Source organism: Paraburkholderia sp. 32 (assembly GCF_050435345.1).
Lineage (GTDB): Bacteria > Pseudomonadota > Gammaproteobacteria > Burkholderiales > Burkholderiaceae > Paraburkholderia > Paraburkholderia tuberum.
Map to the genome: position 1 here is coordinate 3,266,691 of NZ_JBNDKD010000001.1, position 17,528 is coordinate 3,284,218.

At 62.3% G+C, this 17,528-nt stretch carries 10 protein-coding genes and 3 pseudogenes; all 13 read right to left on the bottom strand.

Annotated elements, in window-relative coordinates:
• Positions 1-200: 200 nt before the first annotated feature.
• Positions 201-314, bottom strand: a pseudogene (locus OKW26_RS15075) (electron transfer flavoprotein subunit alpha/FixB family protein); the annotation flags it as partial.
• A gap of 34 nt (positions 315-348) precedes the next feature.
• Positions 349-1,638: an acyl-CoA dehydrogenase family protein gene (locus tag OKW26_RS15080; protein WP_429354116.1), complete on the bottom strand. Its 1,290-nt coding sequence runs from the start codon at positions 1,636-1,638 to the stop codon at positions 349-351.
• A gap of 198 nt (positions 1,639-1,836) precedes the next feature.
• A complete protein-coding gene (locus tag OKW26_RS15085) occupies positions 1,837-2,400 on the bottom strand; it encodes a TetR/AcrR family transcriptional regulator (protein WP_429354247.1) in 564 nt (187 codons plus the stop codon).
• 380 nt (positions 2,401-2,780) lie between these two features.
• Positions 2,781-4,292 (bottom strand): FAD-dependent oxidoreductase, encoded by a 1,512-nt coding sequence (locus tag OKW26_RS15090; RefSeq protein ID WP_429354117.1) that lies wholly within the window; start codon positions 4,290-4,292, stop codon positions 2,781-2,783.
• A 10-nt stretch (positions 4,293-4,302) separates the two neighbouring features.
• Positions 4,303-5,544, bottom strand: coding sequence for a thiolase family protein (locus OKW26_RS15095; protein WP_429354118.1), 1,242 nt, complete (start codon positions 5,542-5,544; stop codon positions 4,303-4,305).
• Between the two features lie 25 nt (positions 5,545-5,569).
• Positions 5,570-7,124 (bottom strand): annotated as a pseudogene (locus OKW26_RS15100) (AMP-binding protein).
• Between the two features lie 56 nt (positions 7,125-7,180).
• On the bottom strand, positions 7,181-8,314 hold the full coding sequence (locus OKW26_RS15105; RefSeq protein ID WP_429354119.1) for a saccharopine dehydrogenase family protein: 1,134 nt from the start codon (positions 8,312-8,314) through the stop codon (positions 7,181-7,183).
• A 219-nt stretch (positions 8,315-8,533) separates the two neighbouring features.
• A complete protein-coding gene (locus OKW26_RS15110; RefSeq protein ID WP_429354120.1) occupies positions 8,534-9,214 on the bottom strand; it encodes a c-type cytochrome in 681 nt (226 codons plus the stop codon).
• Positions 9,215-10,693, bottom strand: coding sequence for a flavin monoamine oxidase family protein (locus OKW26_RS15115; RefSeq protein ID WP_429354121.1), 1,479 nt, complete (start codon positions 10,691-10,693; stop codon positions 9,215-9,217).
• An 87-nt stretch (positions 10,694-10,780) separates the two neighbouring features.
• Positions 10,781-11,747: pseudogene (locus tag OKW26_RS15120) on the bottom strand (WD40/YVTN/BNR-like repeat-containing protein).
• A 17-nt stretch (positions 11,748-11,764) separates the two neighbouring features.
• Entirely contained in the window at positions 11,765-14,125 is a 2,361-nt protein-coding gene (locus OKW26_RS15125) for an efflux RND transporter permease subunit (RefSeq protein ID WP_429354122.1), read from the bottom strand.
• 73 nt (positions 14,126-14,198) lie between these two features.
• Complete coding sequence (locus tag OKW26_RS15130) at positions 14,199-16,028, bottom strand: DUF1302 domain-containing protein (protein WP_429354123.1); 1,830 nt, start codon at positions 16,026-16,028, stop codon at positions 14,199-14,201.
• Between the two features lie 75 nt (positions 16,029-16,103).
• On the bottom strand, positions 16,104-17,468 hold the full coding sequence (locus OKW26_RS15135) for a DUF1329 domain-containing protein (protein WP_429354124.1): 1,365 nt from the start codon (positions 17,466-17,468) through the stop codon (positions 16,104-16,106).
• Positions 17,469-17,528: the final 60 nt, after the last annotated feature.

Here is a 17,528-nt window from a genome sequence, read left to right on the forward strand (position 1 = left end):
ACCCTGCTGCCAGAATCATTCGGAATCCTTTCACATTCATTCGCGCGCCTGGCTGGGAACCGCGAAGTCTGCTGCTCCGCTTATCTGTGTTAGTACAATCAACCAAAGATAGGTCATAATACACACAAACAAAACAGAAAAAATACCGAGTATTCCCCTGTATCTCGAAGCCTGCTCGCGACATCCCGCCTTTTATGCGCTCAGATTAACGACACCAACTCCGGCACCACCTGGAAAAGGTCGCCGACGAGACCGTAATCAGCCACGGTGAAGATGGGCGCTTCTCCGTCCTTGTTGACCGCCACGATTACCTTGACGCCACGCCGCGACATCGGGTCGACGACATCTTTACTCCTTCGTCCACCCGCCCTGGTAGAGCTTTCCTGCCAGCACGCCGAGGCGCAACGTGAGGTGGTAGTTCTCTCCATCTTCGATCAGTGCGGACCGCACATCGCGGAACAGTTTCTCGATCGGGAATTCGCGGGTGGTGCCGTTGCCGCCGAAGAGCTGGAAGGCCTCGTGCGTGATCTTCATCGCTTCCTCGGTCACGCTGACTTTGGCCTGGGCCGTCGCGTAGGGATGGCTCTTCGGAGACAGGCGCGAGAACGCGAGGCTGCGTCGCGCAATGGCCCGCGCCATCTCCAGCCGACGTAGCATCTCGCCCACGCGCAATTGCGTCATCTGGTGATCGATCAACAGCGCCCCGCCCTGCTTACGTTCGTGGCAATACGCCAGTGCCAGTTCGAACGCCGCGCGGGCCACACCCACGAACACCTGGCACATGTGCGTACCGGCGAACGACCAGGTCGAGGCCAGATTGCCGAGATAATCGTCCTGCAATGCAACGGCGAAACGCTTGGGCACCTTCACGTTGTCGAAGTAGATCTCGCCCTGCGGCAGCGAGCGCTGGCCAATCTTGTCGAGCGGCTTGCCGCGCGAGATACCCGGCAGATCGAGCGGAATGATCATGCCCACGCCGTTGGTGAACATGCCATGTTCGCCGGTACCGTAGAAGCCGTCACCGTAGTCTGCAGCCATATACGCAAGAGCCACCTGCGCGACCGAGCCGTTCGAGATCCACGCCGAACTCTGCCCGTTGATGACGATCTCGTCCGTGCCCACCTTCGCCGTGAGGTTGCCGACCGGCTGCTTGCCGCCCGCGCTGATCTCGTCGCGGTAGAGAATCGCGGCATCGGAGCCGCGGTCGGGCTGGGTGTTCATCCAGCAGCCGATCTTGCAGGTGCACATGTCGATCAGCTCCTGATTGCCAACCGACTGCGCCATCATCAACGGAGCGGGCGCCACGCCGATCGAAACGGCAAGCCCAGCATCACCCCAGCCGAGCTCTTCGCCGATCAGCGATTCGATGCGCACCGCCATGTCTGGGGGAAGCTGCGTGAGAAGCTGCGGATCGAGGCCCAGTTTCGCGCTTTCCATCATGGCGGCCCAGTAAGGCGAACCGGGCGCGATCACTTCCTCCGGCGTCATGCGGTCGAGTTCGCGGCCGACGGGCTTCAGTACATCGCGTGCGAAACGGTGAACCGTGTCCTGGATCGCACGCTCCTCCTCGCTCATCGGCGTTTCGAAACCGGTCAATCCTGCCAGCGGCAACCCTACGGACTTGTGCAGTCGAATCATTTCGGTACTCCTCCTCTCCTGGACGCATGTCGACCGGACTGCCCGACAACCCGGTCATTTCACTTATAGAACACAAAGACAAACATAGGTAACAATACAAAACACTAGCCGAAAAAAAAAGACAGGGTATTCCCCTGTCCTCTTTCTACACTGCCATGGCAGCTGTGGCTGCCGGGGCCAGAACTGGCGTGACCTGCCCTAAGCCGCCTTGGCGTCGACAGTCTTCCCCCACACCATCTCATGCGCGACCTGAAGAAATTTCGCTTCGAACCCTCGCATATATGCGCGCTTGCTGCGCGCGGTGCCCAGATGGAGTGTCATTCCGTCCACCATTGAAATGAGCAACATGGCGATATGTGCACTCTCGGCCGCCCCACGCTCCGGATTCACGGCGCGAATGAGCTGGGCAAATTCGCTTGTCAAGGTGTCGTACCATTCGTCTCGCATCTGTGCACACTCGGGGTCTGTAGACGCAAACGAAAAGAAATGCCACCACAGCGGGATGTTCTTCGAGTCCTTCGCGTCCCGCAACGACTGATCGAGAATGGCGTCGATTGCCGCACGTGGCGAGGCATTGTTCTGGAGCGCCTGTTTCAGAACATCGAGATACGTGTCGATCACCGGCGCCATCACCGCCCGCACGACGTCAGGCCGCGTCGGGAAGTAGTATTGGAGGTTGCTGACACTGATTCCCGCTTTCAGCGCAACGGCACGCAGCGAGAAGTCCATGGGACCATTCTCGAGCAGGAGCTTCCTCGCCACACGAATAATGGCATTGCGCGTACGTATGCCCTGGGCCCGCAGTCCGTCGGGTGCGGTTCCCGTGGAAGGTGCTGCGCTCGACGGGCGCCGCTTACGGGTGCTGGGTTCTTTTGGCACTGTCATCGCTTTCCGTCCTGAGTGAAGTATGACGCCTCGCCGAAGCGAAGCAACGCGGTCACACGAACCGTTCTCTAGGTAAACATGACTATACCTTACACCAGGTTGAACATCCATCCTCATGGCGGGCGCGTGATGCAGCGTTCGTCCTCGCCCAATATCACCTCAATTCGCAGTAGTCAAACATCAAGCGACTCTCCGAATGCCCCAAACGGGGCCTCGAGCGACATGGTCTCCGAAAGCATTCTGTGGCGCTAACCGCATTACGCCCGCTGCGCTTGCGCGGCACGCGCCTTGCCGTTCACACGGTCGTCGAGCACGTTCACCACGCCCAGCGCCCCATTCATGACGCACCATCGCAACGGCTCGGGCAGTGTCGACGGCGTCTTGTGATCCAGCGCCGAAAGGAGCGGATTTTCGGTGCCGCGAATCCGCCCGGCGATCATGTTTCCCACCATCGACTGGGCGGCCACGCCATGCCCGGAGCACCCAGCGCTGTAGAAAATGTTCTGATGCGCGCCCGTTGCCCCGACGACCGGCAGCGCGTCATTGGCAAAGCTGATATAGCCGCTCCAGCATGCCCGCAGCGCGATGCCTTTGAGGGTCGGGAAGCGGTCATGCAGAGCCGTGCGCAGGTCGCGATACGAATCATAGTCGGGTACGTTCGGTGTTTTGGAGCCGTATGGATAACGGAGGCGCTTGGTCGTCACCACGAGCGTGTTGTTGACGGTCAGGCGATGGCTTTCCATGGTCCAGTGCGCCGTCACGATGCCTTCGCGTCGCAGCCAACCCAATGCCTTGCGCTGAGCGTCGGAAAGCGGCTCGGTCTCGATCGCCGAGACCCGTAACGGCACGACCTTGTCTGCAAGCAGGCCGAGTTGCGGCGTATAGGCGTTGGTGGCCAGCATCAGAGTCGGGGCACTCGCACTGCCTCGCGGAGTTTGCACCATGATGACCGGCCCTTCCGTGTAAGACAGCAGCGGCGTGTTCTCGTATATCTTCACGCCTGCCCGCAGAGCCGCGCGCCTGAGCCCCATCACGTACTTGCCGGGATGCAGCGTGCCCCCGCGCGGCACGTAGTTGCCAAACAGGAACGCAGGCGGAATGCCACGCGCACGCATCTCGGCCTGATCGAGAAACTCCGACTGAAAGCCCAGCTCGGCACCGGTTCGCATGTCCTCGCGCACCTTGTCTTCCTGCGCGGGATCGATGCCCGCGCGGATAATGCCCGTCTGGTTATAGTCGCAGTCGATCTCGTGCTCCTTGAGCTTTCCCTCCACGAAGGGGACTGCCTCCTCGTAGTAGCGAACGATCTCCCTGCCTTTCTGGTTGCCTATGTCCTTGAGAAAAAGATCGTACTCGAGCGCGAGTGCGCCGGCCAGATAGCCAGCGTTGCGTCCACTTGCACCAAAGCCGGCAAACTCGCGCTCGAGCACGATCACTTTCGCTCCGTGCCTGACCAGTTCCAGCGCAGCCGACAGCCCGGCAAACCCGGCGCCGACGATGATCACATCCGCACTCGTGTCGCCCACGAGTTCCGGCTGTATGTCGCCCGGCCTTTCCACCCAGCCGCCAAGCGTGCGGTACTTCTCCATGTCAGCGGTCATTTTGGCCTCCTCCACTGGCCCAGCCGATTCGACGCGCGCGCATTGCGTGGCCGCCACTGCCGGCACCACTACGGCTACTGCCGCCGCGCCCTTGAGGAAAGTGCGGCGGGTCACTCCGGAGCGCGAGTCGCCTTGCTGTCCTGCCTGGGTTTCCGTTGTCTCGCTCATGCAAGCTCCTTCAAGTCTTGCTCAGAATGTGGACGGCGAGCGCCGCCTCTTCGATACCCTGAAATCCGCCGCCGTTTTCCTGAATTGCGTGCCGCGCGCCGGATACCTGACGCGCGCCCGCTTCGCCGCGCAGTTGAGTCACCAGTTCGTATAGCTGAGCGATTCCCGTCGCACCCAGTGGATGGCCTTTCGATTCGAGGCCGCCGGATGTGTTGATTGGAATACGCCCGCCGAGGGTGAACTCGCCGCGCTCGGCTGCGGGGCCGCCCTGGCCGATCGGGACCAGTTGCAGATTTTCAGCCTGGATGATTTCCCCCATTGCCGACGCGTCGTGCACTTCCGCGACATCTATGTCCTCGGGGCCGAGGCCTGCCTGTTGATAGGCCTGCAGCGCGGCGAGGCGGCCGATGTTCTTTTCCGGCTCGTCGGCGCATCGATGCGTGAAGCTGCGGATCACGCTCGCCGCAATCCGGATGCAACGCTTGTGGTCGGCGCCGATGCGCCGCAGCCCCTCCGTGGTGCAGAGGATCGCCGCTGCCGCACCGTCCGTAACCGGCGCGCACATCGGCAGCGTGATCGGATACGTGATCGGCGGTGCCGCAAGTACTTCGTCGATCGTGAACGGCTGGCGGAACTGCGAATACGGGTTGTGCACCGAATGCAGATGGTTCTTCGACGACACGGCGGCGATCTGGCGTTGCGTGGTGCCGTAGGTCTTCATGTGATACCGGCACAGCGCGGCGTAGACCGACATGAAGCGGCTATAGGGCCGATCGGACTCCGATCCGGGCGGCGGCTCGATGCCTTCGCCGAGCTTCATCAGCCTGGCGAAGTTTTCGTCGACGCGCGACACGTCCCAGCCCGCCTCGAACAGGACGAATGACTTCGCCTTGTCCGCGACGTTCATCTTCTCCGCGCCGAGCGCGAGCGCCACATCGCAGGCGCCCGACCGAAGTGCCTGCGCTGCGAGATGCACCGCGGTGCTGCCCGATGCGCAGGCGTTTTCGACGTTGTAGACCGGAATGCCTTCAATCCCGATCTTGCTGAACACGACCTGCCCCGGAATTGACAGCTGGCCCTGCAGCGGCCCATTGGTGATGCCGGCATAGAAAGCCGCGCCGATCGCCCCAGCATCGCAACCCGCATCCTTCAATGCTCCGCGTAGCGCTTCGCCCGCGAGATCGTCGATGCTGCGCTCGAAGTGCCGGCCGAACACGGTCATTGCAATGCCGGCGATGTAAATGTCGCTCATGGTGTTTTATCTCAACGTTGCTGACTCAGATCCGGCGGGTTTGACCCTGCCAGTACTGCTCGCGCAGATCCTTCTTCAGCACCTTGCCGGCCGTACTGCGAGGCAGTGCCGCGACGAAGTCCACAGTCTTCGGTGCCTTGATCGAGCCGAGCTTCTCCTTGCACAACGCCACGAGATCTTCGGCATTGACGCTCTGACCCGCGTTGAGCTCCACCACCGCCTTCACGGCCTCCCCCCACTTTTCGTCGGGCACACCGATCACCGCGCAATCCTGCACCGCCGGATGGGCCCAGATCACCTGCTCGACTTCGCTCGGATACACGTTGAAGCCGCCGCTGATGATCATGTCCTTCTTGCGGTCGGTGATGTGCAGATACCCTTCGGAATCCAGATGACCGACGTCGCCCGTGTGCAGCCAGCCGTCGATGATCGTTTCCCCGGTCTTCTCCGGCGCCTTGTAGTAGCCCTTCATGACAAGGTCGCCGCGCACGCAGATTTCGCCGGTCTCGCCCTGCGGCAGGATCTCGCCGCGATCGTTCATGATTTCGACGCGGATCAGCGGGTTGGGCCTGCCGACCGACGAGAGCCGGCTGTCCGGCGCAGGCTTGCCGTCGACGAAGTGCTCGGCAGGCGTGAGATAGGAGATGGACGCCGGGGCTTCCGTCTGTCCGTAGCCGCCCGCCATAACCGGACCGAAACACCACGATCGCGCGCCTGAGCTTCTCCACCGACATCGGCGCGGCGCCATACAGGAAGCACTTGAGCGACGAAAAATCCTGGTCCTCGATGCCGGGGATATCGAGCAGGCGATAGATGACCGTCGGCGGCAGGAAGAACTCCGTGACCCGATGCTTCGCGATCGCCGCGAGAAGAAGCGCCGGCTCCGGCTTGGGCAACACGACCACCGTGCCGCCGCGCGCGGTGCACGGCAGCGAGAGCATTCCCGCAGTATGCGTCATGGGCGCGGCGGCGAGATTCACCGGACGCTCCACGCCATACGGAAACGCCATCATGAACTGCGCGAAGTAGGTTTGAAACGCGCGATGCGTGTTCATCACTCCCTTCGGCAAACCCGTCGTTCCACCCGTGGCCGAAAGGGTCACGATGTCGTCCATGTCGTAATCGACGCGCGGCTCTGTCGCAGGTTGCGCCGCGCTCCACTTCTCGAGCGACGGCGCCCACGGCAGATCGGCATCGATACAGACCCAGAGCCTGACCTTGGGCAGACTGGGGCGTAGCGCTTCGATCGCCGGTGCGAACGTCTGGTGGAAAAACAGCGCTTCGCAATCGAACGCGTCGAGGAGGTACTGGTTCTCCTGCGGCGCGTTGCGCCCGTTCACCGGGATCCACACCACACCCGCACGCCACAGCGCCAGCGTGCAGGTCCATGCCGTGACGTCGTTGTCGGCCCAGACCGCTGCCTTCGCTTCCTTTTCGAAGCCGGCAGCGAGCAGGCCGTTAGCGATGCGGCACGACAGCGTGTGCACCTCATCGAACGAATAGCTACGCTCGTCCTGGATGTAGGCGATGCCGTTGGGGCTGATGCGCCAACCGCGGTCGAAGAAGTCAATGATTGCCATATCCCGTGTTTCCCTGTCTGTCCTGAATCTGTACCGAAACTGCGCGCTCGCGGCGCTTACAGCTGAGCGACGGTCGCGCGCGCGAGCCCACGCTGCTCGAGGAAGCCGAGCAGATAGCGATGCCCGAATGCCTTGGAACCCGAGGCGAAGCCCACCTTCGCGGTCTCGCCGTCGAGCAGCTTGATGGCCGCGGCCGTCTGGATCGCGCCGGTCGCGATGTATGGCGTGATGCCGTGCACGGTCGCGCGCACGGCCGAGAGCTGGCCGCGGCCAATCGCGAAGTCGACAGTGCGATGAAGCGACGTGCGTTCGCGCGGCGGCATGGCCGGCGTGGTTGAGTCGACGAGTTGCTTGAGCACCGCATCCTGCTGCTCGCGCGGCAAGTTCGCGTACTCGGCTTCCCACTTCTGTCCAAGCGCGTGCACCATCTGCATCGCATTGTTGTCGTAGAAGCCCACGCAGGAAACGCAGCTGCGCACGCGCGGATCGTGCTCGAAGTAGATCGGCAGCGACGTCCCGCCCCACGGCAGGGCGAACACGGGCTGAAGGAAGTCGGGAGAGGCGATGTTGAACGAAGCGTGGCTGTCATGCGGCACCAGCTTCTTTTCCCACAGATAGCATGCTTCCTGACGATAGCCTTCGAAGATGGTCGCAGTGGAGCCCACGCTCACACCGGCGCCGGCGCCGCGCGGGCCGCGCGTGAGCGTGGCGGTCTCCAGCGCATCGATGCCGGGCGTTTCAAGCGCCAGTTCGGCGGCGATTTCCGCGAACGTGTACATGTAGGCGTTCGAGGGCGATACCAGCAGCCCCGCCTGCCGGAACTTCTCGCCGAACTGTTCGCGAACCTGGCGGATATAGTGCTGCTCGCCAGTGGTGTCGAGGTAATGGCAGCCTGCCTTGAGCGCCGCTTCCACGGCCGTAAGGCCGAAATTGAAGAACGGCCCGACCGTGTTGCACACGACCTTTGCACCGCGAAAGGCATTCACGAGCGAATCCACGTTGTGCTCGGCTTCGATGACTTCGTAGTTCGCCGATTCGAGGCGCACGACACGCTGCGCCATCATGTCCTGCGTGCGCTTCGCGTTACGCGCTACCGCCGTAAAGGGAATGTCCTGGTCGATGAGCCAGTCCATGATCAACATGCCGGTGTAACCACTTGCGCCATAAACGACGACGGGATGCTTTGCCATGCTTGTCTCCTGAAACGTGATTGGTTAAATGTTGCGTCTGTCAAATGCGGGGATGTCGCCGGCGGCTGACAAACAGCACCGTCAGTCAGTGTTGCGATGAAGCACGCTTCATTAATAGAACACAATACCCAACTTAGGTCACATTGACAACTTAACGAAACTGAAAAAAACAGGGTATTCCCTGTCACCCCACTGTTCCTGCCCGTTACGCCATGGCAGCTATTGCGTGCCTGCGGCGCTGCCACCCGGCGTCAGGCTCGCCAGATAGCTGGCCACCGCCTGGATGTCTTCGCCGGACAACGTGGCCGCCATCCCGTTCATTGCGCCGCTCGGGTCACGACGCTCGCCCGTCTTGAACGCAGCAAGCTGCTTCGCGAGATAGGCTTCGCCCTGGCCCGCCAGTCGTGGCACCAGGTTGCGGCCCATGAACGACGCCCCGTGGCAGGCCTGACAGCTTTTCGCCGCTACGAGCGCCATCCCGCGCTTTTCGAGCGCCGCCTGGCCGTGCACCGCTTCGCTTTGGGCCGGCGTCTGCCGCGCGAAATAGACAGCCAACGACTTGATCTGCTCGTCCGTAAGCTCCCTCGCAATCGCCCCCATGTGGGGGTTAGGTCGCAGGTCGCCGGCAAACGCGTGCAACTGGGCGACGAGATAAGCTTCTGGCTGTCCGGACAGCGCCGGATACCAGGCGTTGACGGACTGCCCGTGCGCACCGTGGCAGAAGTAGCAGGTCTCCTGCGGTTGCGGCCATGGGCCACCGTTGGCCACTGCCGTCTTGTCGATCTCGCTCATCGCCTGTTCGAAATGCATACCGTCGAGGTAATCGCGTCCGTAGAGCGCTCCCACGCCTGCGACGCCTGCCAGCACAACGGCTGCGCTTACGATCCATGCCCGTTTCATTCACGCCTCCTCGCCGCGTCGAGTGAAGCCGGCCAGCGCCTGCAAGGCAGCGCGGTGGCCCGAACGCACGGCACCGTCCATCGCGCCGGCCCAGATGTTGGCGGTTTCAGTCCCTGACCAGATCAGGCGCCCCACTTCGGGATGCAGATACTTGCCCCACCTGGTCCAGAAGCCCGGCGGCATGGGATTGATGCAATGCAGGGTCCATGGATCGACCCGGCCCCAGTCGTAGTCGTGGAACTGCGTCGGATGCAGCGCGCGGTCGCCGAATGCCTTGGCAAAAGTGGCCGACAGCGTCTTTTCGGCCATCGCGGAATCGTCCGGCAACATCCCCGGCGCGACGAATGCGGCGATCACGCCGAGCGATGCATCGGGAGGCGAGTTGTCGTACGCCATGAAGACGGGGCCACCGACCTGGAAGATCGTTCCGCAATAACCGGCGTCGCGCCAGAACGGTTTGTCGTAGACGTGGACCGTCTTGCGCATGGGGGCATTCGTGGGCCAGTTCTGCTGGAGTTGCGCCCGCCCGCCGGGCAACGGCGGATCGAAAACAACCTGATTGCACAGGGCCGGATTCATCGCGACGATCGCACGACGCGCCTTAACCACGCCCTGATCGGTGTGCACCTCCACAACGTCACGATCCCAGCCGGTGACCTTGCGCACGGGCGAGGACAGCCTGACCTTGTCGCCGAGTTGCTCGGCCATCTTGATGCTCAGACGCTGCGAACCGCCGACGATGCGCGTTTCCTGCGCGCCGCCCTTGAACGCTTCGAGCTGCGTGTAGTTGCAGCTTGCACTGTTGATCATCGATAAGTAGTGCAGCAGACCCAGCTGCGCCGGCGCACCGCCCGTGGTCAGCTTCGCGGCTAGCGCGAGAAAGTAGCCGTCCTCGTATTTCACGCCCTGCTGCAAGAGCCACTCGCCGTAAGAGTGCTTGTCCAGTTCCGCCAGATGCGGTGCTTTCCACGGCGCGCCGGACGGCACGCCGCGCGACAGTTCGGCAAGCCGGTTGCCGATCGTGTCGTCACCCCCAGTGCCGCCATGAAAGTCCTGCGCCACCGTAGCGCCCTGCGCCATCACGACGGTCTTACCCGTGTACCAGCTCGGAAACGTATCGATCTCGAGTTGACGTGCCAGATCGAAGATCGCGGTCTGGCCGGGACCGATCCACTGCCCTCCGGCTTCGGAAACGACGCCGTGTCCGAGGTCGTGGTTATAGGTGCGTCCACCGACGCGGTTGCGTGCCTCGAGCACGACGAACGAATCGCATCCGGCCAGTTTGAGGTCACGGCCCGCGGTCAATCCAGCGAGACCCGCGCCGATGATCGCGACGTCCAGAATGTCGCCGTTCATGGGCTTCGTTACGGCGGCCTGGGCCAGCGACATGCCGCCGGCCGCGAGTGACGCCGCGCCCATCGCCGTCACGCGTAGCAGCTGGCGCCGGGTCTGTGTATCCGGCTTACGTTTCCGATCCATCTTTCATGCCCAATTCAGTTTCATTGTTTCTCCCCTTTCTTCTCCGCTCTTAAGGAGAACTCTTAATAAGATAGCGACTGGCGCTTCTCAATGGATCGTCAGCACCCCCTCCTGCGAAAACAACACCGGTTTGCCGGCGCCATCAATCAATGCGACGGTGAGCGTTGCGCGATCGTCGCGCTGATGAACCTCGAACGACGTGCTGCCCTCGCGTTGCCGGAACACAAGGCCATCGAGCCCGACGCCCATCAGTCCGTTTCGAGTCGCTACGAGATCGGTGATCGAACTCTTCGTGCCCGCGTTCAGCGCCGCCCACGTCGCCCCGCCGTCGCTGCTCTGGTACAGGCTGCCCAGCAGCCCGCCCACCACGATCCGCCCGTCGGGCAGCGCCACGCCCGTCCACAGCGTGCCCTTGCCGCCCGTTGCCTGATAGCTCCAGTTCGCGCCACCATCCGTGGACTTCAGCACCATCCCCTGTTCCGAATCGATATAGAGCGCGCCCTTGCTGTCGGCAAAAATGTGGTACAGGTTGCGGTCCGCCCTCGTGCCCACCCGGCGGCTTCGGCACAGTCACCTTCGTCCACGTCTTGCCGCCGTCGTGCGTGGCGAGCATCAGCGACCACAGGCCTACGGCCACGCCATCTCTCTGGCTCGTGAACAGCACTGAGAAGAGCGGCTGGTCCACCGAGAGGTCCATCCGCTGCTTCTGCCAGGTCTCGCCGCCGTCGCCCGTTGCGAGAATCACGCCCCACTGGCCGACCGCCCAGCCGTGCTGCGCGTCGGTAAAGGTGACTGCCGAGAGCGTCGCCGAAACAGCCACTCCTTTCGCCTGGCGCCACGTCTTTCCTTCGTCATCCGATATAACGATGACGCCGTGCTCGCCCACCGCCACGATGCGCTTACCCGCACGCGTGGCGTCCAGCAGCATCATGTGGGACGGGGCCGCCCACGCGTGTGCGGGCATCGCCGCCCACTCCGCAATGGCTCCCGGCGGCAGAGCCCAGACTGCCGCACTCGCGCACAGCGCGGCACAAGCAACAAGTATCTTGATCATGACTGCGTCTCCCCTGTTCAATGGCTGAAGAGTCCAGGCGCACGCGCCGGTTTGCGCCTCGGGAACCACCGTTCCAGCACAGAGGCCAGCGCCGGCAGTGCCGTCATCGCCATCAGCAGGTTCACCAGGAACATGAACGCCAGCAGCTTGCCCATGTCGGCCTGGAACTTCAGCGCCGAGAAGCTCCACGTCGCCACGCCAATGGCCAGCGTGATAGCCGTAAAGATCGTCGCCACACCCACTTCCAGCATTGCGTGCTGCACAGCCTTCACGATGTTCTGCCCGCCCGCCAGATGCACCTGCAGCCGGTTGTAGATATAGAACGCGTAATCCACGCCAATACCCACCGCCAGCACCATGACGGGCAGCGTCGCCACCGTGAGCCCGATCTGCAGTTCCTTCATGAACCAGTAGCCGATGAAGGTCGCCACCGAGAGCGGCAGGCAGCACGCGAGCATCGCGCGCCAGTCGCGGTAGGCGAGGAACACCAGTATCAGGATCGCTGCATACACGTAGAGCATCATGGGCAACTCGCTCGCTGCCACTTCCTCGTTGGTCGCGGCGAGTACGCCCGCATTGCCCGCCGCGAGACGCACAGTGATGCCCGGGAACGGATGCGTAGCGCGATACGTCTTCACGTCGTCCAGGATCCGGCTGATCGTCTTGGCCTTGTGGTCGGTGAGAAACAGGTGCACGGCCGTCATGCTGCAATCCGCCTTCATGAAGCCCTTCACCCGGCCCACATCCACCGAGACCGCGCCGTAGTTCCCAGGGTCGATCGGCACGACATTCATCTTCGGGTAGTCCTCGTTGTAGCCCTGGTTGTAGCGGCGCAGCATCGCCGAGTAGGACTCGACCGACACCACGCCTCGCTCGGTGCGCATCGCGCTCGTGAGGTCGTCCTCGTACAGGCCGACTGCCGGGTTATCGCAGCCCTTTTGCGCCGACTCGATCGCGACAGTGAGCCAGTCGAGGCCGATGTCGTAGCTCGAAGCGATCGACGTGGCATCGCGGTTGAAACGCGCATCCGCATGCAGTTCTGGCGCGCCCGGCTGCAGTGTGCCGATCACACGGTCGCGGCTTTGCCACGCGGCAAGTGCGAACACCACCAGCGTCAATGCAACGGTCACGCCTGCATAACGCGGCTGGGCGATGCGCGCGAGCCCGCGCAACCACGCCGAGCGCCGCTCGCTGCGCTCGAGCGCGCTGTCCGCGTAGCTCTTCGCGAAGTTGAAGCATGACGCCGCCACCGGCAGCAGGATCAGATTCGTCACGATCTTGTATGCGACGCCGAGCGACGCCGTGATCGCCAGTTCCCGCACCATCGGTATCGGAATCAGCAGCAGCGTGATAAACGATACGAATGCGGTGACGAGTGCCAGTACGCCCGGAATCAGCAAACCACTGAAGCTGTGCCGCGCCGCATCGAACGAGCTGTTGCCGTGCGCAATCTCCCGCACGATGAAATTGACCTGCTGTACGCCGTGCGAGACGCCAATCGCAAAGACCAGGAATGGCACCAGCACCGCGAGCGGGTCCAGTCCAAAGCCCAACAGCTTCAGCGTGCCGAACTGCCAGACGAGCGATGTCAGCGAGCATGAAATCAGCAGCATCGTGAAGCGCACCGAATGGCAGTACCAGTAGACCGCAAGCGCCGTGAGCAGCAACGCGATGCCGCAGAAGCCGAGCACGGCGGTCGCGCCATCGGCGATATCGCCGATCTGCTTCGCGAAGCCAATGATCTGGATTTCATAGCCCGCATCTTCAAACGGTTTGCGGATCTGGGCTTCGAGCAGGTGGTTGAACGCCACGTAATCGAGAACCTTGCCAGTGCGGTCCCGCTCGTTGAGCTCGGCCGTAATCATGGCGCTGTCTTCGTTGTGCGAAACGAGCGTGCCGATATAGCCGCCGAGTGTCGTCGCACGGCGCACCTTCGCGACAACGTCGGGCGTGAGCTGGTCGGGCGTGATCGTGCCGGAGATGATTGGCTCCGCGCGGAAGCCCTCGTCGGTGATCTCGTTCACGTAGGCGTTCGGCGTCCACAGCGACTGCACGCCAATGCGGTCCACGTTCGGCAGGTACGTCACCGCCTGGGTCACCTTGTACAGTCGCGTAAGCCCTTCCTTCGTCCAGATCGAGCCCTTGCGTGCACGCACGACCACGGTGATCCGGTTCGCGCCGAGCAGGTCGGAGCGGTACTTCTGGAAGGTCTGAATGTATTCGTGGCCGATCGGCATCTGCTTCTCGAAGCCCGCATCCATCCGCAACTGCACGGCAAAAAATGCCATGACAACGGTGAACAGGCCAATGCTCACCAGCACCGCCATGCGGTGACCGAAGAACACCCTTTCCAGCGTTTTTACCAGACGATTTAACACGGCATTTTCCCTTCAAATGTTTCGGCAGCTCCGGCGACAAGCGGCATCGGACCCCACACCGGCGCTTCGGCCATCAGAAGTTCCGGGTGACGAACATGCCGACGAAGTTGCGGTCTGCGTAGGGATTGCCTACGGTGTTGTGCCCACCCCAGAACAGCGTGTAATTGATGCCCGCCTGCCAGACCGTCGGGTTCTGGTTGAACAGCACGTAGAGGTTCAGCGACTTCGAGCCCTGCAGGTAGTTCGCGGTAAGCGTCGGCGTATAGCCGTAGAGTCCGTCGGCGAACGTCACGCCCGGCGTCACCTGCCAGCCATGAATCAGCGTGCCGTCGTAGGTCCAGTTGAAATCGATGGTTGCGCCCACGGAGCTCGACGTGCCCTGCGCCATGCCGATCGGGTAGCCCAGGCTGGATCCGTTGTTCAGCCAGGGCAGGTAGCCCGCCTGAGGCACCTGCGTGACCGTCTGGCCATCCACCGAGCGCGTGACGCCGCGCTGGCTCAGGCCAGGGTAGTAGATCCATGTGAGCTCCCAGGTCAGCGTCGCTTCATCCGCACCGAGCAGCTTGAGGAACGGATACTCGCTGCGCGTGAGCGCCAGCAGCCCGTTGATGTCGTACTGGAGCTTCTTCATGTCGGCCCATTGCTGGCAATTCACGCCGGCCACGCCGTTGGTGTTCAGGTCCAGTGGGCCACCTGCGCCATAGCAGCTCGACAGTGCGACGGCATCGTGCGGCCGGTACGAGAGCTCGGTGCCGATCGCCCAGTTGCCGATCCCGAAGTTCGCGCTGGCGCCAAAGAGCTGACGGTTCTGCAGATACGACCAGTCCAACGTCCCATTGGCCAGAGACGAAAGCACCGGCGACTTGTCGGTGTAGTTCTCGTAATAGACAGCAAAGTTCGCATCGAAGGAGCGCGGCGAATAGTTGAACTTCATGCCGAACTGCGGATGGTACTTCGATGGCGCCTGCCAGTTGACGGGCAGGCCGACAACGTTAAAGGGAGGCCCCGCAAACGCACCGCTGACGAGGCCGTTATTGATGCCGTCGAGCACGTTCTGGTTGCCGCTGCTGGCCCCCGCGATGGTGCCGGCGCTGGGGCCGGCCACGTTCAGATTAGTGGTGCTCACCGTATACGGGTTGGTTCCCCGGCCCAGGCTGTTCGATACCGACCAGAACGAACCCACCGGCGGATAGCGGTTGCCGTTCCACGAGAACTGGTAGTAATCCTCAGTACTAAAGCCATGAGAAAGGTCCGCTGCAAAGCTGATCATCGGCGCGGGCAGCAGCGCCTGCTTCAGCTGCGAGCCGGGAATCAGCAGCTTCTGCACGTCGAGCGAGTTGGTGGCGTTGATACCGCCCTGCGCGAACATGCTCTCGCCCCAGTTGACCACCTGGTTGCCGAGGCGCACGTGCGCGTTCTGCCCGTTGATCGTGAAATCCTTCTCGCCCCACAGGTCGAGCAGTTGCACGTTGTAGACGACCTGCGCCGCAGCGGTGCTCGACAGCGGCGTGCGGTTCGTGTCGCCGGCGAGGAAGTCGTACATACCCGTGCCACGGATCATGAACTTTAGGCCCTCGCTTGGCATCTTGAAGAGCAGTTCGCTCGTCGCGCTGATGTAGGTGCTGAAGGGCTGACCCTTGCGGTAGTTCAGATTACCGTCGTCACCCACGCCCCATTGATTGGTGTTGGCTGCCGCGCCGCAACCGAACGAGTTCGGGTCGCCGGTAAGCGAGCAGCTCGGGTTTTTTGTGCGGATGCCCGCGCCCCCCGTGAGGTTGGTCACCCATGAACCCGTGAGATCACCCAGACCCGTCGTGAACTCATAACCGTACGCACTTGTCGCAGCCGTACCGAACATGGCCAGCGACGCCGCAATATATCTTCCGATGATCTTCGTTTTCATGGATCTCCCCTGCCGTCACCCTCGATCCCGGCGCACGTCACCGATGCACGCCGGTCCCTGGTCCTTCGCCGAACTTCAGCGCTCGCTCACCGATCGCAAGGATTCAGCCGTGAAGAAGTCCGTCTTGAAACGCAGGTCGTTGACCTGCTGGTACCAGCGAATGTCCTTACCCTGGCCAATCGACGAAGCGTCGAACACGTAGCGCCCGTTGTTGACGTCGTACTGCACGAACGGCTCGTTATCGCAGGCGCCGCCCAGTTCCCACACCGGGATCGGGTAGCTCTCGCGCACCTTCCAGAGCTTGCCCTGCGCGTCATAGTCCTCGCCCACGAGCGCAAGCCAGCTATCCTCGTCCAGGTAGAACACCTTCTTCGACGCAACGTGGCGCGCCGTGGGCTTGAGCGTCGCCTCCACGACCCAGACGCGGTGCACCTCGTAGCGGCGATGATCGGACGAGATGCCATTGGGCGTGGCGACGTCATGCAGTTTGTCCTTGAAGGTGTACATGCCGAAATCGTTATACGGGACGATCATTTCCTTCTTGCCTACGAGCTTCCAGTTGAAGCGGTCGATTGAGCCGTTCAACATGTTGGATTCGTCGATCAGATACTGATTCTCGAAGCCGATCAGTGGCGCATCGTGCGTATAGGCCGGCATGCGTCTCACCCGGCGTTGGCCGGGGAAGTAGTAATACGTTTCCGAATCCTTATCGAAGTACTGCCGCTGCACGAAGGCCTGCCCGGCCAGTGCTGCCGGCGAATCGACGGAAAAGTAGGCACCGAGACTGAGTTGGTCAACATCCTGCGGCGTGCTGCTGCCATCCTTGCCCCCCGGGAAATAGAACACCTGGGGACCGATTGCGTCGATCCAGTCGCTGCCGCCCGGGCGCGGTGAAATGGACGTGACAACCGGCGACCACTCGACCCCCTCGCCGCGGTACCGTGTTTCATAGTTGAGGATCGCCTCGGCGCCGTTCTTCGGCTGCGGAAACGCCACGCCCGGTAGCGCCGCTGCCTGCAGCGTCTCGCCATCCGAAGCGAGTTTCGCCGTCGTGAGATTTGCCTTCGAATTCTGCTCGGCGAAATCCGGCAGCTGGCATTCGCGGTGGGACGGATAGACGTCCATGCGGTAGCCCTTCAACTGCTTGACGAGCTGAATCTCCCCCGGTGACAGCTTTTCGGCGTATTTGTCGACGTTCGACGCATCGATCGTGTACAGGGGTTTTTCGTTCCTGTACTTCCAGAAGTCACCGCGGACCTTGCCCCACTCCCAGCCGGCCGGCGTGGCTTCCCTGCCGGCCAACGCCGGCACGAGTCCGTCCTTGCTGGCCGCGCGCTCGGCGCCTGACGGCGTGAGGTCGTCGGCAACTGCCACTCCGGCCACGAGCAATAAAGTAGCCGCGATGGCGGACATGGTTCCGATGGTGTGCTTTCTCATCATGACTCTCCTTCCGATCCCATTTTCATTCGTAGTACGCATCGTTAGAATCAAACCCTATAC